At 59.1% G+C, this 20,045-nt stretch carries 17 protein-coding genes; 15 read left to right on the top strand and 2 right to left on the bottom strand.

Going from position 1 to position 20,045, the window contains the following annotated elements; translation table 11 throughout:
* Nucleotides 1–59: 59 nt before the first annotated feature.
* Entirely contained in the window at nucleotides 60–1,046 is a 987-nt protein-coding gene (locus FHX11_RS14685; RefSeq protein ID WP_184358379.1) for an ABC transporter substrate-binding protein, read from the bottom strand.
* Nucleotides 1,047–1,228: 182 nt separating this feature from the next.
* On the opposite strand from FHX11_RS14685, the gene FHX11_RS14680 reads away from it, so the two are divergent.
* The 9 genes from FHX11_RS14680 (at nucleotide 1,229) to FHX11_RS14640 (ending at nucleotide 12,159) form a co-directional block, all read left to right on the top strand.
* Nucleotides 1,229–1,951, top strand: a complete 723-nt coding sequence (locus FHX11_RS14680) for a GntR family transcriptional regulator (protein WP_184358378.1) — start codon at nucleotides 1,229–1,231, stop codon at nucleotides 1,949–1,951.
* Nucleotides 1,952–2,407: 456 nt separating this feature from the next.
* Nucleotides 2,408–4,156 (top strand): type I secretion system permease/ATPase, encoded by a 1,749-nt coding sequence (locus tag FHX11_RS14675; RefSeq protein ID WP_184358377.1) that lies wholly within the window; start codon nucleotides 2,408–2,410, stop codon nucleotides 4,154–4,156.
* Nucleotides 4,153–5,463, top strand: a complete 1,311-nt coding sequence (locus FHX11_RS14670; RefSeq protein WP_184358376.1) for an HlyD family type I secretion periplasmic adaptor subunit — start codon at nucleotides 4,153–4,155, stop codon at nucleotides 5,461–5,463. The genes FHX11_RS14675 and FHX11_RS14670 overlap by 4 nt, the downstream gene beginning before the upstream one ends.
* Before the next feature lie 155 nt (nucleotides 5,464–5,618).
* Complete coding sequence (locus FHX11_RS14665; protein ID WP_184358375.1) at nucleotides 5,619–6,908, top strand: calcium-binding protein; 1,290 nt, start codon at nucleotides 5,619–5,621, stop codon at nucleotides 6,906–6,908.
* Nucleotides 6,909–7,092: 184 nt separating this feature from the next.
* Nucleotides 7,093–8,277, top strand: coding sequence for a family 16 glycosylhydrolase (locus tag FHX11_RS14660; protein ID WP_184358374.1), 1,185 nt, complete (start codon nucleotides 7,093–7,095; stop codon nucleotides 8,275–8,277).
* A 649-nt stretch (nucleotides 8,278–8,926) separates the two neighbouring features.
* Nucleotides 8,927–9,400 carry a DUF2147 domain-containing protein gene (locus tag FHX11_RS14655; RefSeq protein ID WP_184358373.1) on the top strand — a complete coding sequence of 158 codons (474 nt, stop codon included), beginning with the start codon at nucleotides 8,927–8,929 and terminating at the stop codon, nucleotides 9,398–9,400.
* 155 nt (nucleotides 9,401–9,555) lie between these two features.
* The gene (locus FHX11_RS14650) at nucleotides 9,556–10,152 is read left to right on the top strand and encodes a VTT domain-containing protein (protein WP_184358372.1); all 597 of its coding nucleotides are present in this window, start codon (nucleotides 9,556–9,558) and stop codon (nucleotides 10,150–10,152) included.
* A gap of 82 nt (nucleotides 10,153–10,234) precedes the next feature.
* Nucleotides 10,235–11,065 (top strand): oxidoreductase, encoded by an 831-nt coding sequence (locus FHX11_RS14645; RefSeq protein WP_184358371.1) that lies wholly within the window; start codon nucleotides 10,235–10,237, stop codon nucleotides 11,063–11,065.
* Nucleotides 11,066–11,124: 59 nt separating this feature from the next.
* Nucleotides 11,125–12,159 (top strand): AraC family transcriptional regulator, encoded by a 1,035-nt coding sequence (locus tag FHX11_RS14640; RefSeq protein ID WP_184358370.1) that lies wholly within the window; start codon nucleotides 11,125–11,127, stop codon nucleotides 12,157–12,159.
* Between the two features lie 369 nt (nucleotides 12,160–12,528).
* On the opposite strand, the gene FHX11_RS14635 is transcribed toward FHX11_RS14640, so the two are convergent.
* The gene (locus FHX11_RS14635) at nucleotides 12,529–13,116 is read right to left on the bottom strand and encodes a class I SAM-dependent methyltransferase (protein WP_184358369.1); all 588 of its coding nucleotides are present in this window, start codon (nucleotides 13,114–13,116) and stop codon (nucleotides 12,529–12,531) included.
* A gap of 443 nt (nucleotides 13,117–13,559) precedes the next feature.
* On the opposite strand from FHX11_RS14635, the gene FHX11_RS14630 reads away from it, so the two are divergent.
* The 6 genes from FHX11_RS14630 to FHX11_RS14605 all read left to right on the top strand — a co-directional run bounded on the left by FHX11_RS14630 (nucleotide 13,560) and on the right by FHX11_RS14605 (nucleotide 20,036).
* Complete coding sequence (locus FHX11_RS14630; protein ID WP_184358368.1) at nucleotides 13,560–14,552, top strand: LysR family transcriptional regulator; 993 nt, start codon at nucleotides 13,560–13,562, stop codon at nucleotides 14,550–14,552.
* 136 nt (nucleotides 14,553–14,688) lie between these two features.
* Nucleotides 14,689–15,774, top strand: a complete 1,086-nt coding sequence (locus FHX11_RS14625; RefSeq protein ID WP_246781010.1) for an extracellular solute-binding protein — start codon at nucleotides 14,689–14,691, stop codon at nucleotides 15,772–15,774.
* Nucleotides 15,775–15,785: 11 nt separating this feature from the next.
* The gene (locus FHX11_RS14620) at nucleotides 15,786–16,868 is read left to right on the top strand and encodes an ABC transporter ATP-binding protein (protein ID WP_184358367.1); all 1,083 of its coding nucleotides are present in this window, start codon (nucleotides 15,786–15,788) and stop codon (nucleotides 16,866–16,868) included.
* Nucleotides 16,868–17,746 carry an ABC transporter permease gene (locus FHX11_RS14615; protein ID WP_184358366.1) on the top strand — a complete coding sequence of 293 codons (879 nt, stop codon included), beginning with the start codon at nucleotides 16,868–16,870 and terminating at the stop codon, nucleotides 17,744–17,746. The genes FHX11_RS14620 and FHX11_RS14615 overlap by 1 nt, the downstream gene beginning before the upstream one ends.
* Nucleotides 17,743–18,540 carry an ABC transporter permease gene (locus FHX11_RS14610; protein WP_184358365.1) on the top strand — a complete coding sequence of 266 codons (798 nt, stop codon included), beginning with the start codon at nucleotides 17,743–17,745 and terminating at the stop codon, nucleotides 18,538–18,540. The genes FHX11_RS14615 and FHX11_RS14610 overlap by 4 nt, the downstream gene beginning before the upstream one ends.
* Entirely contained in the window at nucleotides 18,537–20,036 is a 1,500-nt protein-coding gene (locus tag FHX11_RS14605) for an NAD(P)/FAD-dependent oxidoreductase (RefSeq protein WP_184358364.1), read from the top strand. Before FHX11_RS14610 ends, FHX11_RS14605 begins: the two co-directional genes overlap by 4 nt.
* The last annotated feature ends 9 nt before the right edge of the window (nucleotides 20,037–20,045 follow it).

The raw sequence follows: 20,045 nt of genomic DNA, 5'->3' as shown, positions 1-20,045 counted from the left end.
AAATGGCGGCGTTGGCGACGCCGCCATGTATCCGAATTGTGTATTGAAGATGCCGCTTGTCAGTTCACGAAGCAATTGCAATCGGCAAGCGATGCCGGCACTTCGGCGCCAAAGGCTTTCAGAACCGTCCTGTTGATCAGCGGCGCATGATCTTCATAGGCTGGGCGCGACGGCTTGATCGTCTTGGGATCGGCACCCTTCAGGATCTGCGCGGCGATCTTGCCGGCATTTTCGCCGACCTGTTCGTAGTTGACGGCAAAGCTTGCCGGCACGACGCCATTGCGCACGGCGGCATCGTCGGAGTTGACGATCGGGATCTGCGCCTGGCGGGCGGCGGCGGCAACCGCGGGGATAGCCGGCTGCAACAGGTTGGAGGCGGGCGTGTAGATCACGTCGACCTTGCCGGCGAAGGAGGCGATGCGCTGCTGGATGTCGTTGACGCTGTCGACGCCGACGCCCACGACTTCAAAACCGGCGGCGGGCGCTGCTTCCTTGACCTTCTCGAACAGGGCGACGTCATTGGCCTCGCCCGGATTGTAGGGCACGCCGAAGCGCTTGGCATTCGGCAGCAGCTTCTTGGCGAAGGTCATAATGGCGGCGATGTCCTGCAGGTCGGACGCGCCGGTAATGCCTTCGTCGCCAGCGTCCCAGGAGGGCGTGAGCTTGGCGGCGACCGGATCGGTGACGGCCGAAAAGACGATCGGGATACCGGAGCCGGCGAGCGCCTTCTTGGCGATCTGCGAGACCGGCGTGGTCACCGTATACATCAGCTTCGGATGTTCCGACTGCAGCTTGGCGATCATCTGCGGCACCAGCGACGCGTCGAAGCTGGTGTTGCTCTCGCTGTAGACGACATCCTTGCCTTCGACGAAGCCGTTGTCGGCTAGCGCCTTCTTGAACCCGGCGATCGAGGCGTTGAGCTGCGGATGCTCGCCGAAATTGGCGATGGCGATCTTGATCGGCTCGGCGGACGCCGTGGCGACACTCGCCATGAAAGCGCCGGCGACAACCAGGCCCGACAGCCATTTGGATGTGGATTTCAGCATGATTTCCTCCCGTATTCGTTATGGGCCGGGTTCTCCGGCCTTGTGGAGACGGATCATAGCGGCTGGCGTGTTTCTGTCAATTTGCGATATATGATATGCGCCATCAGCGCATTTGATATATATTTTTGCTCTACGACCATTTTATATATAATCCGTCAGCTGCGATGACCGGGATGAATACCATGCAGGACAAGGACACCTCGACCAAGACGGAGGCGGCCTATTGGCTGCTGCGGCGCGATATTCTCAGCACCAGGCTCAGGCCCGGCGCATCACTGAAGCTCAGTGCGCTGCGCGACGCCTACGGTCTCGGCTGGACGCCGCTGCGCGAGGCCCTGTCGCGGCTGGAAGCCGAAAAGCTGGTGACGGCCGTCACCAATCGCGGCTTTGCCGTCGCGCCGGTGTCGCGCGCCGAGCTGGAAGACCTGATGCGGGCGCGGATGGTCGTCGAGCTGCCGTTGCTGCTGGAATCGATCGAAAAGGGCGGGCCTGACTGGGAATCCGCCGTCGTGACGGCGCATTATCGCCTGTCGCGCTGCAAGATCGTGCCCGATGCGGCCTCCGAGGAAATGGCCGACGAATGGGACGAAAAGCATGCGGCCTTTCACGCCGCGCTGATCAGTGCGTCGTCGTCGAACTGGCTCCTGCGGTTTCAGGCCACCATCACCGACCAGCTTCGCCGTCATCATCGCTTCCTGGGCCTGGCGCCGACGCAGCGCGCCGCCGCGGGCCTGACGATCGGCTACGAGACGGCGGTGGCGGCACTGCGCGACGCAATGGCGATCGAGCATCATACGGCGCTGATGGAGGCGGCCCTCGATCGCGATATCGAGCGCGCGAGGGTGCTGATGACGGAGCATATCGGCTACACGCTGCAGGTCTATATCCGCTCCGAGGACGAATGAGCAATCCGAGGCTTGGATCGGCCGAAATAGAGCTGTCGCTCATCTCTGTGACGGCGTCTATTCCTGGGCGGTAGCGCCCCCATCGCGGAGCTACGGCGATTGCAGGCATGGGGAATTGCTGTGCCCCTGCAACAAGTTCTCCCGTAAACCAATCAATATACAGGTCTGAACGCTTGCCAACGGGTGCGCTGGGCGACGCAATCCGCGCGTAGCAGGCGAACTCTGACCAAGCGACGAGCCCACCGGAAAATTCCGGATGGCTCCCTGCAATGGCAACGGGGGGTAGGGGATCGAGTCGCGTCATGTCCAGGGAGAACTTCGAGATGCGGATGTATATATAAAGAATAAGTCCCTGTGATAATGTAATTTTTAATAGATATACCTGCGGATTCGTAATAATAATCGTCACTACCGGGATCTGCCTGACGGCGCCGACAAGTGAAGGATTGAAGCTGCGTGGCTCTTCCGTCAAAAAAGCTGCCTCGAACATTCCTGATGGCGGTGCTGTCGTCCCTGCGGCAGGCCTTCCTCAGCATCGCGATCGCCAGCGCAGTGGTCAGCGTGCTGGCGCTGACCGGTTCGTTTTTCATGCTTCAGGTCTATGACCGGGTCATTCCCGGCCACAGTCTACCAACGCTTGTCGGCATTGCGATCATCGCCGCGACCCTTTTCGTATTTCAGGGCGTTCTTGAACTGTTGCGTTCGATGCTGCTGGCCCGTGTTGGCGTGGCGCTTGACGAGCGGATGAACGCTAAGGTCTTTACGTCGCTGGTCCTTCAGCCCCAAGTAATGCAGGTGCCAGGCGATGGAATGCAGTCGGTTCGCGATCTGGACAAAGTGCGGTCTTTTCTCTCCAGTACCGGTCCGATCGCCCTGTTCGACCTGCCATGGATACCGCTGTATCTTGGACTGTGTTTTCTTTTCCATTTCTGGATCGGGCTGACGGCCACTTGCGGCGCCATCGTCCTCATCGTGCTGGCGGTCCTTGCCGAAATCCTGTCGCAACGCCCGGCGGCTGAGGCGGCTAAGCATTCTGCAGCGCGCCTTGCCTTTGCGGAAGGTGCGCGGCGAAACTGGGAAGCGGTTGTCGCAATGGGGTTCGTCGGCCGGATAGCGGAGCGATGGACCGATCTCAACGGCGCCTATCTGGAAAATCAACTGGCGGCTGCCAACGTGACCGGCATCCTGACGACCACGTCCCGCATCCTTCGCATGATGCTTCAGTCCGCCGTGCTCGCGGTCGGCGCGGTTCTCGTCATCCGACAGGAAGCGACCGGGGGCATCATGATCGCCAGCTCGATCCTGGTCAGCCGGGCGCTCGCGCCGGTGGAACTTGCCATCGGCCAATGGAAGACTTTCGTTGCCGCCCGGCAAAGCTGGTCGCGCCTTGTCCGGCTGCTGGAGATCCTGCCCGCCGGAGACTGGAGCGTCAGCTTGCCGACACCGCGATCAAGATTGACGGTGGACAATCTGAGCCTCGCGCCTCCGGGCAGCCGTGAGCTCATCCTTCGCAACATCTCCTTTGACATATCGGCCGGGACCATTTTGGGAGTGATTGGTCCCAGCGCCTCGGGAAAATCGTCGCTCGCGCGTGCGGTTACCGGCCTCTGGCCAGCCACCGTTGGTTCGATACGCCTCGATCACGCCGCTCTCTCGCAATGGGACCCCTCGGATCTTGGGCGCCACATCGGATATCTTCCCCAGGATGTCAGCCTCTTCGATGGTTCGATCGCCGATAATATTGCCCGCTTTGAAAAGCAGCCCTCATCGAAATTGGTCGTTGCCGCGGCAAAGTCTGCCGGCGTCTATGACATGATCGTACAGCTTCCGCAGGGCTTCGATACCATGATCGGGGAGGGCGGTTCGCGGCTTTCCGCGGGGCAGCGACAGCGCATCGCGCTGGCGCGAGCGCTTTACGGGGAGCCGTTTTTGGTGGTGCTGGACGAACCCAATTCCAATTTGGACGCGGAAGGCGAGGCCGCGCTGACCCAGGCTCTGCTCGACGTCGGTGCGCGCGGCGGCATTGCAATGGTCATCGCCCACCGGCCGAGCGCTTTGGTGGCGGCTGACATGTTGATGGTCATCGCCGGCGGACGGCTGCAGGCTTTTGGACCCAAGGACACGGTTCTCGGGAAGCCGGCAAGGCAACCGATCAAGCAGGGCGCGGTCCGGCTGATGGTCGCCGGCGAGGATACCGGATCATGAGCGGAGACAGGCTTTCAACCAGCGAGGGGTCGATACGCCGGCTTTCCGTCGTGATGCTCGGGACGATCATCTTGCTCGTCGGCGTGATGGGCGGCCTCGCCGCGACGACGCGGATTTCGGGCGCGGTCATCGCCCCCGGAGCGCTTGCGGTCGACAGCTATGTCAAGCCGGTCCAGCATCTCAAAGGGGGGATTGTCCGCGACATTCAGATCAAGAACGGTGACCGCGTCGATGCCGGCCAGCTTCTGATCCGTCTCGATGACACGCAAACGAGCGCCAATCTCGCGATCATCCGCAAACGTTTGGACGAACTCTCCGCGAGGACCGCGCGGCTTGTTTCGGAACGCGACGGTGCGTCAGCGATCGCTTTTCCGGCGGATCTGCTTTCGCGGGCCGGGGAAGATGAAATCGCGCGGACGATCGCCGGCGAGAGACGGCTGTTCGACGATCGATTGGCATCCAGGCAAAGCCGCAAATCGCAGCTCGTCGAACGTATCCAGCAGTTGCGGCAGGAAGTGGAGGGTCTGGTTGCCCAGGAGAACGGCAAGCGCACCGAGATCGATCTGATCGCCAAAGAGCTTTCCAGCCTTCAGCGGTTGTTCGACAAGGGCATCGTCCCGGCGGCGAAGGTTTACGCGCTGCGGCGTGAGAGCGCCAGCCTGACGGGAGAGCTCGGCAATCTCGTTTCGAGCATCGCGCAGGCCAAAGGCAAGATGACGGAGACGGAACTGCAGATCACGCAGGTCGATGACGATCACAGCGCCGAGGTGTCGGACCAACTGCGTCAGGCGCAGAGCGACACCGGGCAATTTATGGAGCGATTGATCGCCGCGCAGGACGATCTGAAGCGGATCGATATAAGAGCGCCGCAGGCCGGCATCATCGACCATTTGAGTGTGCATGCCGCGGGCGCCGTGATATCGCCCGGCGAAACCATCATGCAGATCGTCCCGGATAAGGATGCGCTCGTCGCCGAACTTAAACTGTCGCCGCAGGACATCGACCAGGTGACTGTCGGGCAGCCTGTCATGCTGAGGTTTTCAGCGTTCAACCAGCGGGACACGCCTCAACTCAACGCGAAAATCACCAAGATCTCGGCCGAACTGACCACCGACCAGCATTCCGGCGCAAGCTACTATGTCCTGCGCGCTCGCGTATCGAAAGAGGAGTGGGGCCGGCTCGGGCAGCTGACCGCCGTCTCCGGCATGCCGGTCGAGGCCTTCTTGCAGACCGGTGACAGAACGGTCCTTGCCTATCTGACGAAGCCGATGGCGGATCAGATGGCCCGGGCCTTTCGTGAAGAATAGCGCATCATCCCCGCAAATCGCTTCCGCCAATTGGCTGCCGCGGGAAAAAGCTAGTCTGTCGGATCAATGGGATAGAGCGCGCGCCCAATTTGACCCTTGATTTTAGGGGGGTTCAATTGCAAGCTAAGACATCGTTTAGCTCGGAGGGGTCCGAAATGGTTAAGCGAGTTCCCATAACGGCAGCGAATTTAATCGATCATCAAATCGGCACGGACGATGTCCTGATTGCGCCAGATTCGACCAGCATTCTTTACGGAGATGCCGGAAAAAGCCTGCTGGATCACGCCACCGGCGGCAACGATAATCTGACCATACACGGCTCGGGCAGCTTCTATGGCGATGCCGTCAAAAACATTGCCGACCACGCGGCCGGCGGCGATGATATCCTGTTCGCGCAGATCACCGGGCCTGTCGCTTCCCCAATCAATTTGTATGGGGATGTGGGAGGAAGCATCTCCGACGGTGCGAAGGGCGGCAATGATGTTCTCAGCGTGGCTCCGAGTCCGACCCACATCACAGTCGCCATGTATGGCGATGCCGGAAAGGATATATCGGGGCACGCCGCGGGAGGCGATGATGCCTTCAACCTTTCCGCCTTTCAGAACACGTTCACAATCTACGGCGACGCTGGCGGCGACATGAAGGATCATGCCGTTGGTGGCAACGACACAGCCACGGACAGCAGCTCTGAAGGGTTTGTGACATTCTACGGCGATGCGGGCGCAAATATATCCGGTCATGCGCGTGGCGGTCATGACGTTCTCAATACGGGTCTTGAAGACAGCGTAACTTTCTATGGCGATGCCGGTGGCAATCTCGGCGATCATGCCATTGGCGGCGACGATACGATGAACGTCGCGTCTGTCGGGGCGGTTCTGGCCTATGGCGATGCCAAAAGCATGTCGGGTCACGCCCATGGTGGTAACGACAGCCTTCTCGTCAGGGCGCAGCAATCCGCGAATGATATGATTGTGGGCGATGCGCAAACCATGTCGGGCCATGCGCGTGGCGGCGACGACGTGCTTGGTGTCGATGCCGTTCGCCATACGGAAGGGTCCATTACCCTTATTGGTGACGCTCAAAGGATGTCGGGTCATTCTCGTGGTGGCAACGACACGCTGATCAGCGGCAACGGCAACGACGACATGTGGGGTGACGCACAGGTCATGGTCGACCATGCCAAAGGCGGAAACGATACGTTCCTGTTCAAATTCAATAACGGCCATGACAGAATCGAAGATTTTGGTCAGGGCGCTTGTGGCATGGGGTCGAATTGGGGAACCGATTATATCGACGTTTCCGCACTGGGGATCAGCGACTTCAGCGAGCTGACTATTTCAGCCTTCGATCCAACCACCCACGACAGTACGATTTCATTCGATACGGGTGACGTGGTCGTGCACAGTCAGCATTCGCTGGGGGCGCAAGACTTTTTGTTCGCGTAAGCAGTGGAGTTGGCTCCCTGCGCTGATTGACCGCGAGGCAGCTTCAATTTGATGAAGATGCCGTCAGGTGGCGGGGATATCCTATCCCATGCGCCGTCGTGTGTTTGCATTTTGTTGGCGTTAGATGTTCGCGGTCCATGTCATTGTGGAAGCCAGAGCGGATGAATTTGTCGTGGAGGTGGAAATGTCTACGATTGATCTTACCAAGTACCGTCTGACGTTCGACGACGAGTTCAACACGCGCAGCATTTCTCAGACGGGCAACGGCACGACCTGGGCCGATATCCGCCCGCAATGGCGTTATGACGCCAATTCCGATATCGGCTTTGGTCATTCCTCGTTCGTCGATCCTTCGTCGGGCTATGATCCCTTCAAGGTGAGCAATGGCGTGCTGACGATTACGGCCGTGCCCGACCGCACGGCTTCGGGGATACCCGGCAGCTGGGAATCCGGCCTGATCACCACGCAAGGCCATTTTTCGCAAACATACGGCTACTTCGAGATGCGGGCCGACTTCTCGAACCTTGCGGGAGCATGGGGCGCGTTCTGGCTTCTACCGGACCATGTGATCGCCGATCCGAACAAGGCCGGGCACTGGCAGGAACTCGATGTCGTCGAAAACTATGGGAGTTTCGAGAAGGGCATATATAGCGGCATTCACACGACCGATGCGGCGCCGAACCTCAACTGGCAGCAAAATTTGCAGGTCTATAGTGAACTTGCCAACCCAAGCGGTTTTCACACCTATGGACTGGATTGGAACGCGGATACCATAGGCTTCTACGTCGACGGTCAGCTTATGGGAACGAAGCCCACGCCCAGCGACATGCATGGGCCAATGTATCTCTTGGCCAATCTGGCCACGCAGAACGACCCCCACAACAATGCGGACATTACCAAAGCGCCGATTTCGGAGCAGATCGATTATATCCGGGTCTATTCTCACCTTCCTGCCACCACCACCACGACCCCTCCCGCCACCGTGACGACGCCAGCCGGCGGTGCATCCACAACCACCGCAACTATCGGGGCTGGAGCGGACAAACTCGTTTTGCTGATCAGCGAAGACGCCTATCTCGGCGACGCCATGTACAGGGTCACGGTCGATGGAAAACAAATCGGCGGAACTCAGACGGCGCACACTCATCACGGTTCCGGTCAATCGGACCATCTATTGGTGCTGGGCGATTGGGACAAAGGTAGCCATGATGTCAGCGTGACATTCCTGAATGACGCCTGGGCCGGGACGCCCACGACCGACCGAAATCTGTATTTGGATGGCGCTACCTATGATGGCGCGGATGTGTCCGGCGCGCAGCATGCCTTGATGGGCGTCAGCGCATTCCACTTTCATATCTTTGATATCTGAGAGGTCCGGAACGATCACCGTTGTTGCGCTCAGGCCATTCATTTCATTGGCGGTCTCGGATATTTCACACATCTTCCGAACTGAGATATCCATTCTCTCGGCAGAGCTAATTTCGTCCCGCCGATCCAGCATCTGTCGCTTTGTGGGAAGCTGCTAACGCCTTCCTGCCTCCCTTGCGGTGTCTTGCCGGATCAACGGCAGACCAGGACCAACGTCGATTGCGGAACCGTTGCTTTATCCGCTTGGAAATTGCGAGCGCCAAAGACACGGCGGCTGGTTTTGGCGCAGTCTCCTTTTGGGTCCGACATCGTTCAAAGCCGGATTCAAAATAGCGCGTTGAAAGTGACATCCATCCCGAAAGGCCGCCCGCTTCCGGCTCACCGACTTCTGCGGTCGGCATGTGCGCGACGAGGCCGGGAGCATCCTTTCACGGCCAGAGCCATGCGGTCCGTCATTTGCCGTCAGTTTCCTTGAGGGGATTGAGGCCGATTGGCGGGTCAGGCAACTCAATTGACGTGTTCTGTCAATGCCTGTTCCGACGTCGATATCTAAGTTCCTGTGGTCTGCCACAGACGCTAACTCGCGACCGGTGCGTGGACCCGCGCCATTTCAGGCTGCGCAATATCGAATTGATGAAGAGGTTTAATCCATGAGCACGTCAAAAATCTCAAGGCGATCGGCCATGTTCCTTGCATTGGCAACAATCGGACTGGCAATCACGCCTGCAGCGCAAGCTCAGCAGGCTTCACCAGCTGACGCCATTGTCGGCGTGTGGCAGGCGGACGACGGCAGTGTAAAACTCGATATGTTCAAGGCCGGAACGGAGTTTCGTGCGCGACTGCTCTATGGCAATCAGCTGGTGGAGGCCGACAATGTCACCTTCAAAAAGGATGCGAAAAATCCCGATCCTGCCCTACGTTCCCGGTCGATGAAAAACGTCGTATTCATCACTGGTCTGCGTTGGAGCGATGGTAGCTGGACAGGTGGCTCACTTTACGACGGCTCGTCGGGCCGCACCTATAATTGCCAGATCACGATGCAGGGCGGTAAAATGAACCTGAGAGGCTATATCGGCATTTCCGCACTCGGCCAGACCAGAACTTTCCATCGCGTCGGCGCATAGCCCACAATCATCGATTACTCGGACAAGCCACCGTTTTTCGCCAACCGAGATGCCCCCACATCGGTCTCGGCCAGGTGGTTTGGCGTCGGGCGAGTGCAGCATGAGGCTGTGCTCGCCCGATTTTCGCCTTGCAGCGACCTTGGAGACCGTCGGCCATGAACAGCCTGCCCCTAGCCTGGTTGCTTGATTTCGGACTGGCTGGCGTCGCCGCAATGAGCTTGCTCGAGAAATTCCTTCCCGTTCTGCCTTCCTATTTCCTGTTTGTTCTTGTCGGCGTGATGACAGTCCAAAACATGGACGATCTGACCTGGACCGTGCTGGCGACCTGTTCCGGTTCGATCGCAGGCGCGCTTGCCTGGTATGCTATCGGGCATCTCCTGGGCGACACGAGATGTCAGCGGCTGGTCGATCGTTTCGGCAGGTTTGTCTTTCTCAAACCCGCGCTTTATCGGCGACTGACGGCGGCTTACCGGCGCAATCAGTTTTTGGTGACCGCGATCGGTCAAGCGGTCCCGACGGTTCGCATTTATCTTGCTCTGCCGGCGGGTATTCTCGGACTGCCCCTCGGTCCCTTTCTGCTGGCGACGGCGATTGGCACATTCGCCTGGAATGCTCCTCTGGTCACGATCGGCTACCTGTTGCGGGGAAGCGGCTGGGACCCCGGCATGGCGGGCATTGTCGTCGGTCTGTCAATGATGGGCCTGGAATTGCTGCTGGTTCTTCTTTTTAGGCATCTTCGGCGATTGGCGTAATCTGCAACAGCGATGGCATCTTCCGTCAATGATCAGTCGCTGGCGAGCTTATATTTGTGATCTTGCGAACAGAGAGGCAGATATGAGCAATACACGCAAGAAAACAGCGCTCGTGACCGGCGCATCCTCCGGCATGGGCAAGGAAATCGCCAAGCGTCTCATCAGCGATGGCTTCAGGGTTTATGTGGCGGCGCGTGGCGTCGATAAGATGCTTGATCTCGAGCGCCTTGGTGCACGCGCCTTGCAGATGGACGTTTCCGACGACGACGAGATCAAGGCGGCCGTAGGGATCATCCTCGCGGAGGCCGGTGGCGTCGACGTCCTTGTCAACAATGCAGGCTTCGGACTTTATGGGCCTGTCGAAGATATCGCGATGGACGAGGCGAGATATCAGTTCGAAGTCAATGTCTTCGGCCCGGCTCGCCTGACCCAGCTTTTGTTGCCGGCGATGCGCCAGCGGGGGTCCGGAACCATCGTCAATATCACGTCCATGGGCGGCAAGATCTATACATTGCTCGGCGCCTGGTACCACGCCACCAAGCATGCGCTCGAGGGCTGGTCGGACAGCTTGCGGCTGGAGCTGGCCCCGTTTGGCATCAATGTCGTTGTCGTCGAACCAGGCTTGATCGAGACGGGATTTGGTGACGTGGTCGCCGACGGTCTCGTGAAGCGCGCCGGAGCAGGTCCCTATGCCAAGGTCTCGCAGGCCGTCGCCAAGATCACGAGGGCGACCTATGGCCACGGGCGCGGTACGGATCCAAAAGTGATCGCGGATGTCGTCTCGGCCGCTGCGCATGCGAGAAGGCCGCGTACGCGCTACGTTGCCGGCAAATATGCCAAGCCGATGATTGCAATCCGCAAATGGTTCGGCGATCGGATGTTCGATCGTATCATCATGAGCCAGATGCGCTAACATTCCCGGAGACAGGCGAAACATGCTTCTGCGAGACCGGGCTTGAAGGGTCGACTGAGATGAGTGTCATGCCAGCAGACAAATGCAAGGTGCCGCAGGCCTTCTGGCGTGCGGTTGAGCGGATCGGCCTGCCACCGTCTGCGGTTCTGCGTCAGGCCCGTCTGCCTGCCACGCTGCACCTCGGCGAGGATGGGATGGTGACGACGTCGCAGTATTTCGCGATCTTCAGGGCGCTTGAGGAATTGGTGCCGGAGCCTGCACTCGGACTTCGGCTCGTTCGTGAGGCGGATACGGCGGTCCATCCACCATCGACCTTGGCCGCCTTTCACGCCAGGGACTATCGCGACGCACTGCACCGGGTTGCGCGTTTCAAGCGGCTCTGCACGCCCGAGCAGTTGAATTTGCATGAGGAGAAAGGCGAAGTCTCGATCACGAGCAACTGGATTTACGCGACCGAGCTTGAACCCGGCATCGCCACCGACGTCGCCTTCGCCTTCCTGGTCGAGCTGGGTCGCCGTGGAACCGGCCAATCCCTGACACCGGTGCGGGTCGAGTTCATGCGCGCCGATCCAAAGAGCGATCTGTACCAGCTCTTTTTCGGGTGCCCTATCAAGTACGGTGCTCAGCGAAACAAGCTTGTCCTGAAATCCACCGATCTTGATCGCCCGTTTCCGGGGCACAATCCCGAGCTCCTGGAAATCCTTACACCTGCGCTTGCCGCCGCCATGGGTGAGCTGCAGGCACGCAGTTCCATTGGCGACCAGGTGAAAGTCGTCCTGAAACGATCGCTTGCAAGCGGTCGCCCGGAGCTGTCGCAGATAGCACAGGATCTCAATATGAGCGAGCGAACGCTCCAACGGCGCATCACCGATGAGGGCAAGACCTTCCGCGAGCTTCTGTCGGAAGCGCGTCAGGAACTCGGACGGCAACTCCTGTCCAATCCGTCCACCGATATCGATGAGGTCGCGTGTCTTCTGGGGTATCAGGATCGCAGCTCCTTCTACCGTGCGTTTCGCGACTGGGAAGGGCTGACGCCACTGCAGTGGCGCGAACTGAACGGGCGAGGCGCGTCGCAATTGCATTTTCTGCACTGACGCAGATCGGATCCCGCCCGCTCCAACCATGGCAGTGAGCTGCGGGGACTATTTTCCAGCTATCGAAGACGGACTCTTTTGGTGCCCGCCGCAACGCGATTGGCATTGCCTGCCATTGTGTCGGTATGGACGCTCCGCCGTTGTGATTGTTTCTCGGCACCGAGGGGCTTCCGATTGCGCGCTCGGCCAATGCGGCACGGTCGGCAAGCTGCGAAGCATGGGAAAGTATGTCGAACGCGGCTCAGGGCGAGCCGAAGACGTGGAAATCGCCGCTCCATGAATGCCCCCATGGGTCTCGGATCCCTTCTTTGTTCGCGTCTCACGCGCGATCCTCGCGGTGGCTTGAAACAGGTCGCCGCCGGGGCATCCCTAAACTTTGCGCGCAGGCCAGTAATAAAGTGCGGCACCACCCCGCAGTCCCGGTCCTTCCCGCGACGCATCGACCCGGCGGTCGCGAAACCAGAATGTCAGCGACACCACCGGCGTTCCGTCCTTGAGCATATGGTCGAGGAAGCTGCTGACCTTTGGCATTGGCTTGATCATGAGATAGCACGTCACGGCGTCGGCATCACTTACATCATGGTCGAAGAAATTCCCCCAGCGGATGGTCACGTTTTCGAAGCGACGCACCCTCAACTTTGAGAGCAAGTAGGGTGCGGGGGAGATTTCGATCCCGCGGATTTCCGCATCCGGAAACGCGCGAGCAAGTGCGATGGCCATGGAACCCCAGCCGCTTCCGAGCTCGTAAATGATCGCGCGCTTCGGCAAATCCGCATTCCGCAGCAATTCGACAACATCGGCAATTTCAGCCGAGCTGGACGGTACTGGCGGAACACCAGTGAGACCGTGAAACAGGAGGATCGAAAGACACAGCGATACCGCCATGATCATCGGAATGAGCGAAGGAAGATCGAGCATCGTGTATGCGATAACCTCATTCCATTTCTTATCGGCCATCAACTACCCGATGCTGCAGGTCGCCGGGAATATGATGGCAATTGCACAACGTTGGCCTCCCGGCAGTGGCCTCAGCTGCCAAGATGATGGTCGGTTGCGCCAAAGTCGTTGAGCATGACTCCGGGCATTGGTTGTCTCCGGCAGGCACCGGCATGTCTGCAATAGTGGATAGCGAACTCCCCGCAAATTGAGGGAAGTACCCAAGCTATCAATGGCTATGATTTGTCGTGGCTATCATGTTCACCACCGTTGTAATTTCACGCTGGCGTCCAGGCGGGTTGATCGACGTCAAACCGTGGATATATCCCGTACGCCTTGCCTCGACCGCCGCCAAGCCGGGATGACGGATTATGGAAAGGGAAAGACGCTTCCAATTCCAGATTGGCACGAAAAATGCGTGTTCCGTCGGCGATCGCGACCCACGATGATGGAGACGGCGGACGATGACAAGGCAGGCAAATGGCACGTTGGATGTGCGGTTGATGCGCACGTTGCTGACCTTACTGACAGAATGCAGTGTTTCGCGAACCGCCGACCTCTTGGGTCAGGCCCAGCCGACAGTCAGTCTCACGCTAAAAAGGCTGCGCGAAATGCTGGACGATCCGTTGTTGGTGCGGTCTGGCGGCGTGCTGGTGCCAACGGAACGCGGACTGGCATTGAAGGAGACGTTGCGCGATATACTCGGCCAGATCAACACGCACCTTGCTCCCGATCCTACCTTTGACCCCAAGAATGCCAGGCGAACCTTCCGCATCATTGCCGACAATTGCCTCGGCGCAGTGTTTCTGCCGCAGCTTGTCGGGAAGATTGCGCAGAAGGCGCCGAATGTCGGCGTTGATGCATCCCACATGCCGAGCTACGATGATCTCCTCAGCCAGCTGGCGGACGGGTCCATTGATGCGGTGATTGGGAACTGGCCGCATCCGCCGGAATATCTGAGGATATCCCCTTTATTGACCACCGATATTGTCTGCGTCGTCCGCCCGAGCCACAGATTGGCGAGCCGTAGCGAACCCATTCGGATGGAAGAGTTCCTCACAGAAAAGCACCTTTCTCCGACGTCGGATAAACGCGCTCACCTGAGCCCGATCGATGGGCGGCTGATCGAGCTCGGCCTTAAACGCAATATAGCCACATCGGTCCCGGAATACGCGATCGCGCCCTATGTCCTCGCCCAATCGGACCTCGTTTTCACGACCGGGCGAATTTTCGCCGAGCAGATCGCCCAGGCGTTTCCCTTTGTCGTTCTGGAGGCGCCTCGCGAACTTGGGCAGATGCAGTTCTATATGCTCTGGCACGAGTGCAAGCATCAGTCGCCTGACCATGTCTGGTTGCGACAAATGATAAAATCAGTGGCGGCCGACGTTCGCGCCAGCGATGCGACGGCGTCGGAGCCGCTCAAGGCTGTGCGGACCAAAGCGGCCGCATTCGGTTGAGCCGAGTTGGCTTGCTGTCAGCATGCCGACTGCCGATCTTCTTCGCAGTGCAATATAGTCTATTTATGTTCGGTTATGGCCGTTTCTTTTTAAACGGCCCACACTGGTTGCAGTCCAATACCAACCAGATGAGGGCATGATGGCCGGTTCAGGAATTACCCGACGTGAAGTGCTTGCAGGGATTGCCGCCGGTACGGCGGCAGGGATGTTCGGCTCATTGAACAGCGCCAGAGCAGCCGTTTCCGAAATGGTCTGGGCGACCTGGGATTCCAATGGCCATCCTGAATATATTGCCGCCTTCGAGGCGCAGACCGGCGTCAAGGTCAAGCTGTCCTATCTCTCCAGCGAGGACGCACAGTTCGCAGCTCTGAAAACCGGGACGGCCTCTGACTGGGATATGATCAACCCGTCCCTCAACGGAAGCTGGCGTTATATCAAGGCAGGGCTGCTTCAAGAAATCGACATGGGTAAAATCCCAAATGCCGCGAAAATGTACGATGTCTTCAAGACGACGCCCAAGGTTCTGGATGCCTCGGGCAAGCATTTTGCGGTCCCCTATCTCTGGGGGCTGAACCCGATCGTCTATCGCAAGGACAGGTTCGAAAGCGAACCTGACTACACGACGCTGTTCAACGAGAAATACAAGGGCCAGCTCGCCATGCGCGACTATGCGCTGGAGTCTATCGCCATAGCCGGTCTGGTCGCCGGTATATCGCGCGACAAGGTTTTCCTCATGGAGACCAAGGAGCTGGCGGAAGCCAAAAAGCTGCTGGTCGCGCAAAAGCCGTTGTTGCGTACCTATTGGCAGACGATCGGCGATCTCACAAACCTGTTTGCCACGGGCGAGGTCTCGTGCGCGTTTTCGTGGCGGGTTCCCTACGACGCGCTCAAAGACAAGCTGAACATGGGAATGGCGAAGCCGAAAGCCGGGATCATGGGCTGGTGCGACTGCTTTGCCATGCCGGCAACGTTGTCTCCGGAAAAGACTGAAATCGGTTATAAATTCGTCGATTATCTGCTCGGCGCGGACTTCGCGACCCAGATTGCCAAGATCGGCAACTACGCGACCACCTCGTCCATCATTCGCGACAAGCTGTCGAAGGAGGAGCAGGAAACAATCTTCGTCGACGACATGGATGTGATGAAATCCTTCATGTGGCCGGTCGCCCCGGAGAATTACTCGGAGTGGCTGAAGGTTTGGAATGAAGTCAAGGCAAGCTGATGAAGGTCGACATGCCTGACATGGTGTCCGATCCGTCAAGGTCCGGGCTTTTGCTGTCGGCCCGTGGCCTGACCAAGAATTATGGCAAGGACCGCGCGGTCGACGGCGTCGATCTCGACATTCCCGAAAGGGCTTTCACCACTTTTCTCGGGCCCTCCGGCTGCGGCAAGACCACGATACTGCGCATGATTGCCGGCTTCGAGACGCCGGACGCCGGATCGATCGTGCTTGACGGGCGCTCGCTTTCCGGCGTTCCGCCGGAGCGCCGTCCGGTCAACACCGTGTTCCAGAGCTACGCGTTGTTTCCGCACCTCACCGTGTTCGGAAATGTCGCGTTCTCGTTGACATTGCGGCGCCACAGCAATGTCGATGTGGCGGCACGCGTCAAAAGGGCGCTGGATGCCGTGCATATGGCGGAATTCGGCGAACGATATCCGCACCAGCTCTCGGGTGGCCAGCAGCAACGGGTCGCGGTGGCGCGCGCGATCATCGCGGAGCCACATCTTCTCCTGCTCGACGAACCCCTGTCCGCATTGGACAAAAAGATGCGCGGGCACCTGCAGATCGAATTGAAGGATTTGCAGCGGCGTCTCGGTATCGCCTTCGTCTACGTGACCCACGATCAGGACGAAGCCTTCGCGCTCTCCGACATCGTCGTCGTCATGAACAAGGGGCGTATCGTGCAAAAGGGCGACCCTTTGACGATCTATGCGCGTCCCGCCAATGCCTTCGTTGCTGATTTCATCGGCGCGGCGACCCTCATTCCCGGCGAGATTGCCGGCAGCGGCGCGGTCCCCGGATCGGCGGCGATCGAGACGGCAATCGGCATCGTCCAGTGCCCGGCTGTGGAGGGATTGTCGCGTGGGGACAAGGCGGTGCTCGCCATTCGACCGGAAAATCTTCGCGTTGCCACCGGCGCGGGCGTGATAAACGCGACGATCCAGCATGTCGTGTTCAAGGGCGACAGATATCTCATCGAGGCCGGGGTGAGGGGCATCACCTTGCGGTTCATGGCGGATCATCCGCTTGCCCCAGGAACGGATGTCGGCCTGGCATTGGATCCCGATCGTGCCTTCATCACGAGGGTCGAGTGATGGCCCTGGCATTCCATCGCGCGTATTTTGCCTTGCCCGTCGCCTGTCTTTTATCGGTGGGTTGCGTTCTGCCGCTCGCGTTGCTCCTGGTGTTCAGCTTCTTTGAGGTGGATCTCGACGCCTTCACGATGGTTCCGGCATTTTCGGGACAGAGCTGGTCGCAGATTTTTACCAATCCGGTCTTCGCCTTTCTGATCGGCAAGGCCGTTGTCTCCGGTGCGGGGACAGCGGCGCTGGCGACTCTCGTCGGGTATCCGATTGCGATTTCGATGACGCGCCTGCCTGCTCTTTGGAAAGGGGTCGCAAGTATCGTCCTGCTGACGCCGCTCTATACCGGCGAGATCGTGCGAATTTATGCCTGGCGTGTCGTTCTTGGCTCCGAAGGGTTGATCAACGCCGTCCTGCAATGGCTCCACCTTGTCGACGAGCCCTTGAAATTCCTGTTATTTTCGCCGTTCACCACGCATCTCGTGCTGCTCTATAACAATCTGCCGTTCATGGTTCTGGCGATATGGATTTCGGCCGAGTTGATTGACAAAAGGCTGATCGAGGCCGCCCGGGATCTCGGTGCCCGGCCATTGGATGCGTTCTTGAAGGTTGTCCTGCCTTTGACCACCCCCGGGCTGGCCGTCGGCGTCTTTACGGTCTTCGCTCTGGCTGCCGGCGATATGATGACTCCCAGCCTACTGGGCGGAACGTCGGGCGCGACGCCGATGGCGATGATCGACAATCTGTTCGGCACCGCCTTCGATTGGCCGCTGGCCTCCGCCTTGGCCCTTAGCCTTCTTGTCGTCCTGTTCGCATTTGCCAGCGGGTTTGCCACCGTCCTTCTGCGGCTCGATGGCGCAAGGGCAGTATTCCGGCGGGGGTTGAAATGACCCGATTTGTGATCGTCACACTTGGTTTTGCGGTTTGCTTTTTCTACCTGCCGATAGTCGTCCTCGGGATTTTTTCCTTCAACGCGTCAAGTACGATGGCTTTTCCCCTAAGCGGCTTCACCTTGGCCTGGTACGCCGATCTTGTTGGCAACGCGGCGTTTCAGGGTGGCTTCGTAACCAGCTTTCTGATTGCCCAACCTGTCGGACTTTTGGCTGCGTTCATCGGCCTTATCGCCGCCTTGGCCCTGACGTCGCCGCGAATGCCGTTCCGGGGCGCATTCGCCGTCTTGATCCTCGTACCCTTTCTCGTCCCAAAGACCGTCCTTTCCATCGCGCAGGCAATGCTGATGAGCTGGGTGGGACTGGGACGCGGAGCAACCGCTCTCATTCTCGCGCAAACGATTGTTGCCATCCCCTTCACCACAACAATCATCGCTGCCGTGTTAATTCGGCTCGATCCGCGGCTGGAGGAGGCGGCTCGGGATCTAGGTGCGACACCGTGGCAGAGTTTCCGGCGCGTTCTGCTTCCACAGCTCAATGTCGCGCTCAGCGCTGCCTATTCCATCGGGGTCATTCTGTCGTTGGCGGATTTGACGATCTCCATGTTTTTGGCCGGCCGCACACAGCCGCTTTCCCTCATCGTCGCATCGGAGTTTCGGCGCGAACTCAAGCCCGACCTGAATGCGATGCAGATGGTCGTCCTCTTGTTAACGGCCCTGATCGTGGCGCTGACAGAGATCAATCGCCGACGCCGTCTACGCGGACGCACGGCTCATTTGCGAGATCAAACATGACATTCTCCCCCGCTGACGTGCCGCGGATGACGGTTGACGACTTGAAACAAGCCGCCCGCGCCGACCTCGCCGCCCTTGGCTATCCGAACCCATCCTGGATCGCCGATCTGCAACGGTCAGATGCGATAGAGATCGCCGATGTCATTATCGTTGGGGCTGGACAGTCCGGCATCACGATCGCGGCAGCCCTAAAGTGGGACGGGGTGAGGAACGTGCGCGTTCTCGACAGCGCCGCGCCAGGGGCCGAGGGACCATGGCTGACCTTTGCACGCATGGAGGAATTGCGCACCCCGAAAACGCAGGTCGGCAACGAATTCAATGTCGTCAATCTGTCCGTACGACGCTGGTTCGAGACAGTTTACGGGCGTCACGCTTGGGAGGAGCTGCCCCGTATTCCAAGAAGGGACTGGAAGGCCTATCTCGATTGGTATGCCGACGTCTTCGAAATCGCGATTACAAATCACTGCGAGGTTATCGACGTGGCCCCTGCAGGCGACGTCATAGCCGTCACCACCAATGTCCGCGGCGTGGTGGGAAAATCTCTGGCGCGCACCGTGGTCCTGGCCACTGGATATGATGGTGCGGGTGCATGGCGGGTTCCAGATTTCGTCTCCGAAGGACTGCCGCCAAACAGGTTCAACCACACAAATGGTCCCATTGATTTTGAGGCTTTGAAAGGTTTGCGCATCGGCATGCTCGGGCATGGCGCGTCCGCGTTCGACAACGCGATCAAGGCTCTCGAAGCAGGTGCTGTCTCCGTCGATCTCTGTTTTCGCCGTGCGAAGCTGCCGCGCACAAACCCGCATCGTGCGATTGAGACACCTGGGATGATGACGCATTATCCGGATCTCTCCGACAGTACGCGCTGGAATATTTCGCGTTTCTTCCGCAGCGCCGATCAGCCGCCGCCGGTGCGGAGTTTTGAAACCGCCATGGGCCTTGCGGGGTTTCGACTGCGGCCGGCCACACCGTGGCTTGCGGTTTCCGAGCAAGCGGACGCAATTCGTGTCGATACGCCAGATGGTATTTTGGAGTTCGACCATCTCCTGCTCGCGACTGGCATGCAGATCGACCTCGCTGCCCGACCGGAACTTACAAGCATTCATGACAAGGTTGCGCTCTGGGGAGAGCGCTACACGCCGCGGGCCCCTGACAAGGACGCTCGTCTCGCCCAGCTTCCGTATCTCGATGCATTCTACGGCTTCGTTGCCAAAGACGCTGCCGACACATGGCTCAGCCGTGTATTTGCCTTCAACAGCAGCAGTTTCATCAGCCACGGCCCGCACTCGACCTCGATCAGCGGACATAAGCATGGTGTTCCTCGCCTCGTGCGCGGTGTTTTGCGCCGGCTTCTTCTCGATCAGGAAGAAACGATCCTGCCGGCATTGGCGGCCTATGCCTCGCCCGATCTGCCGGTTTCCGACGATTTTGAGGATCGTGTGGCTGCGGAAAATCCGCGTCCGACCGGCCCTGACCAATTCGACGATCGCGTTTGAGGACATGTC

Source organism: Rhizobium sp. BK602 (assembly GCF_014195095.1).
Lineage (GTDB): Bacteria > Pseudomonadota > Alphaproteobacteria > Rhizobiales > Rhizobiaceae > Rhizobium.
The sequence above is the reverse complement of the archived record's forward strand: the minus strand, read 5'-3'. Positions and strand labels throughout refer to the sequence as shown.

What these genes read in the sequence shown, in the direction of transcription:
- FHX11_RS14685 (WP_184358379.1), bottom strand. Translation starts at nt 1,046, where the DNA reads ATGCTGAAATCCACATCCAAATGGCTGTCGGGCCTGGTTGTCGCCGGC.
- FHX11_RS14680 (WP_184358378.1), top strand. Translation starts at nt 1,229, where the DNA reads ATGCAGGACAAGGACACCTCGACCAAGACGGAGGCGGCCTATTGGCTG.
- FHX11_RS14670 (WP_184358376.1), top strand. Translation starts at nt 4,153, where the DNA reads ATGAGCGGAGACAGGCTTTCAACCAGCGAGGGGTCGATACGCCGGCTT.
- FHX11_RS14665 (WP_184358375.1), top strand. Translation starts at nt 5,619, where the DNA reads ATGGTTAAGCGAGTTCCCATAACGGCAGCGAATTTAATCGATCATCAA.
- FHX11_RS14660 (WP_184358374.1), top strand. Translation starts at nt 7,093, where the DNA reads ATGTCTACGATTGATCTTACCAAGTACCGTCTGACGTTCGACGACGAG.
- FHX11_RS14655 (WP_184358373.1), top strand. Translation starts at nt 8,927, where the DNA reads ATGAGCACGTCAAAAATCTCAAGGCGATCGGCCATGTTCCTTGCATTG.
- FHX11_RS14650 (WP_184358372.1), top strand. Translation starts at nt 9,556, where the DNA reads ATGAACAGCCTGCCCCTAGCCTGGTTGCTTGATTTCGGACTGGCTGGC.
- FHX11_RS14645 (WP_184358371.1), top strand. Translation starts at nt 10,235, where the DNA reads ATGAGCAATACACGCAAGAAAACAGCGCTCGTGACCGGCGCATCCTCC.
- FHX11_RS14640 (WP_184358370.1), top strand. Translation starts at nt 11,125, where the DNA reads ATGAGTGTCATGCCAGCAGACAAATGCAAGGTGCCGCAGGCCTTCTGG.
- FHX11_RS14635 (WP_184358369.1), bottom strand. Translation starts at nt 13,116, where the DNA reads ATGGCCGATAAGAAATGGAATGAGGTTATCGCATACACGATGCTCGAT.
- FHX11_RS14630 (WP_184358368.1), top strand. Translation starts at nt 13,560, where the DNA reads ATGACAAGGCAGGCAAATGGCACGTTGGATGTGCGGTTGATGCGCACG.
- FHX11_RS14625 (WP_246781010.1), top strand. Translation starts at nt 14,689, where the DNA reads ATGATGGCCGGTTCAGGAATTACCCGACGTGAAGTGCTTGCAGGGATT.
- FHX11_RS14620 (WP_184358367.1), top strand. Translation starts at nt 15,786, where the DNA reads ATGCCTGACATGGTGTCCGATCCGTCAAGGTCCGGGCTTTTGCTGTCG.
- FHX11_RS14615 (WP_184358366.1), top strand. Translation starts at nt 16,868, where the DNA reads ATGGCCCTGGCATTCCATCGCGCGTATTTTGCCTTGCCCGTCGCCTGT.
- FHX11_RS14610 (WP_184358365.1), top strand. Translation starts at nt 17,743, where the DNA reads ATGACCCGATTTGTGATCGTCACACTTGGTTTTGCGGTTTGCTTTTTC.
- FHX11_RS14605 (WP_184358364.1), top strand. Translation starts at nt 18,537, where the DNA reads ATGACATTCTCCCCCGCTGACGTGCCGCGGATGACGGTTGACGACTTG.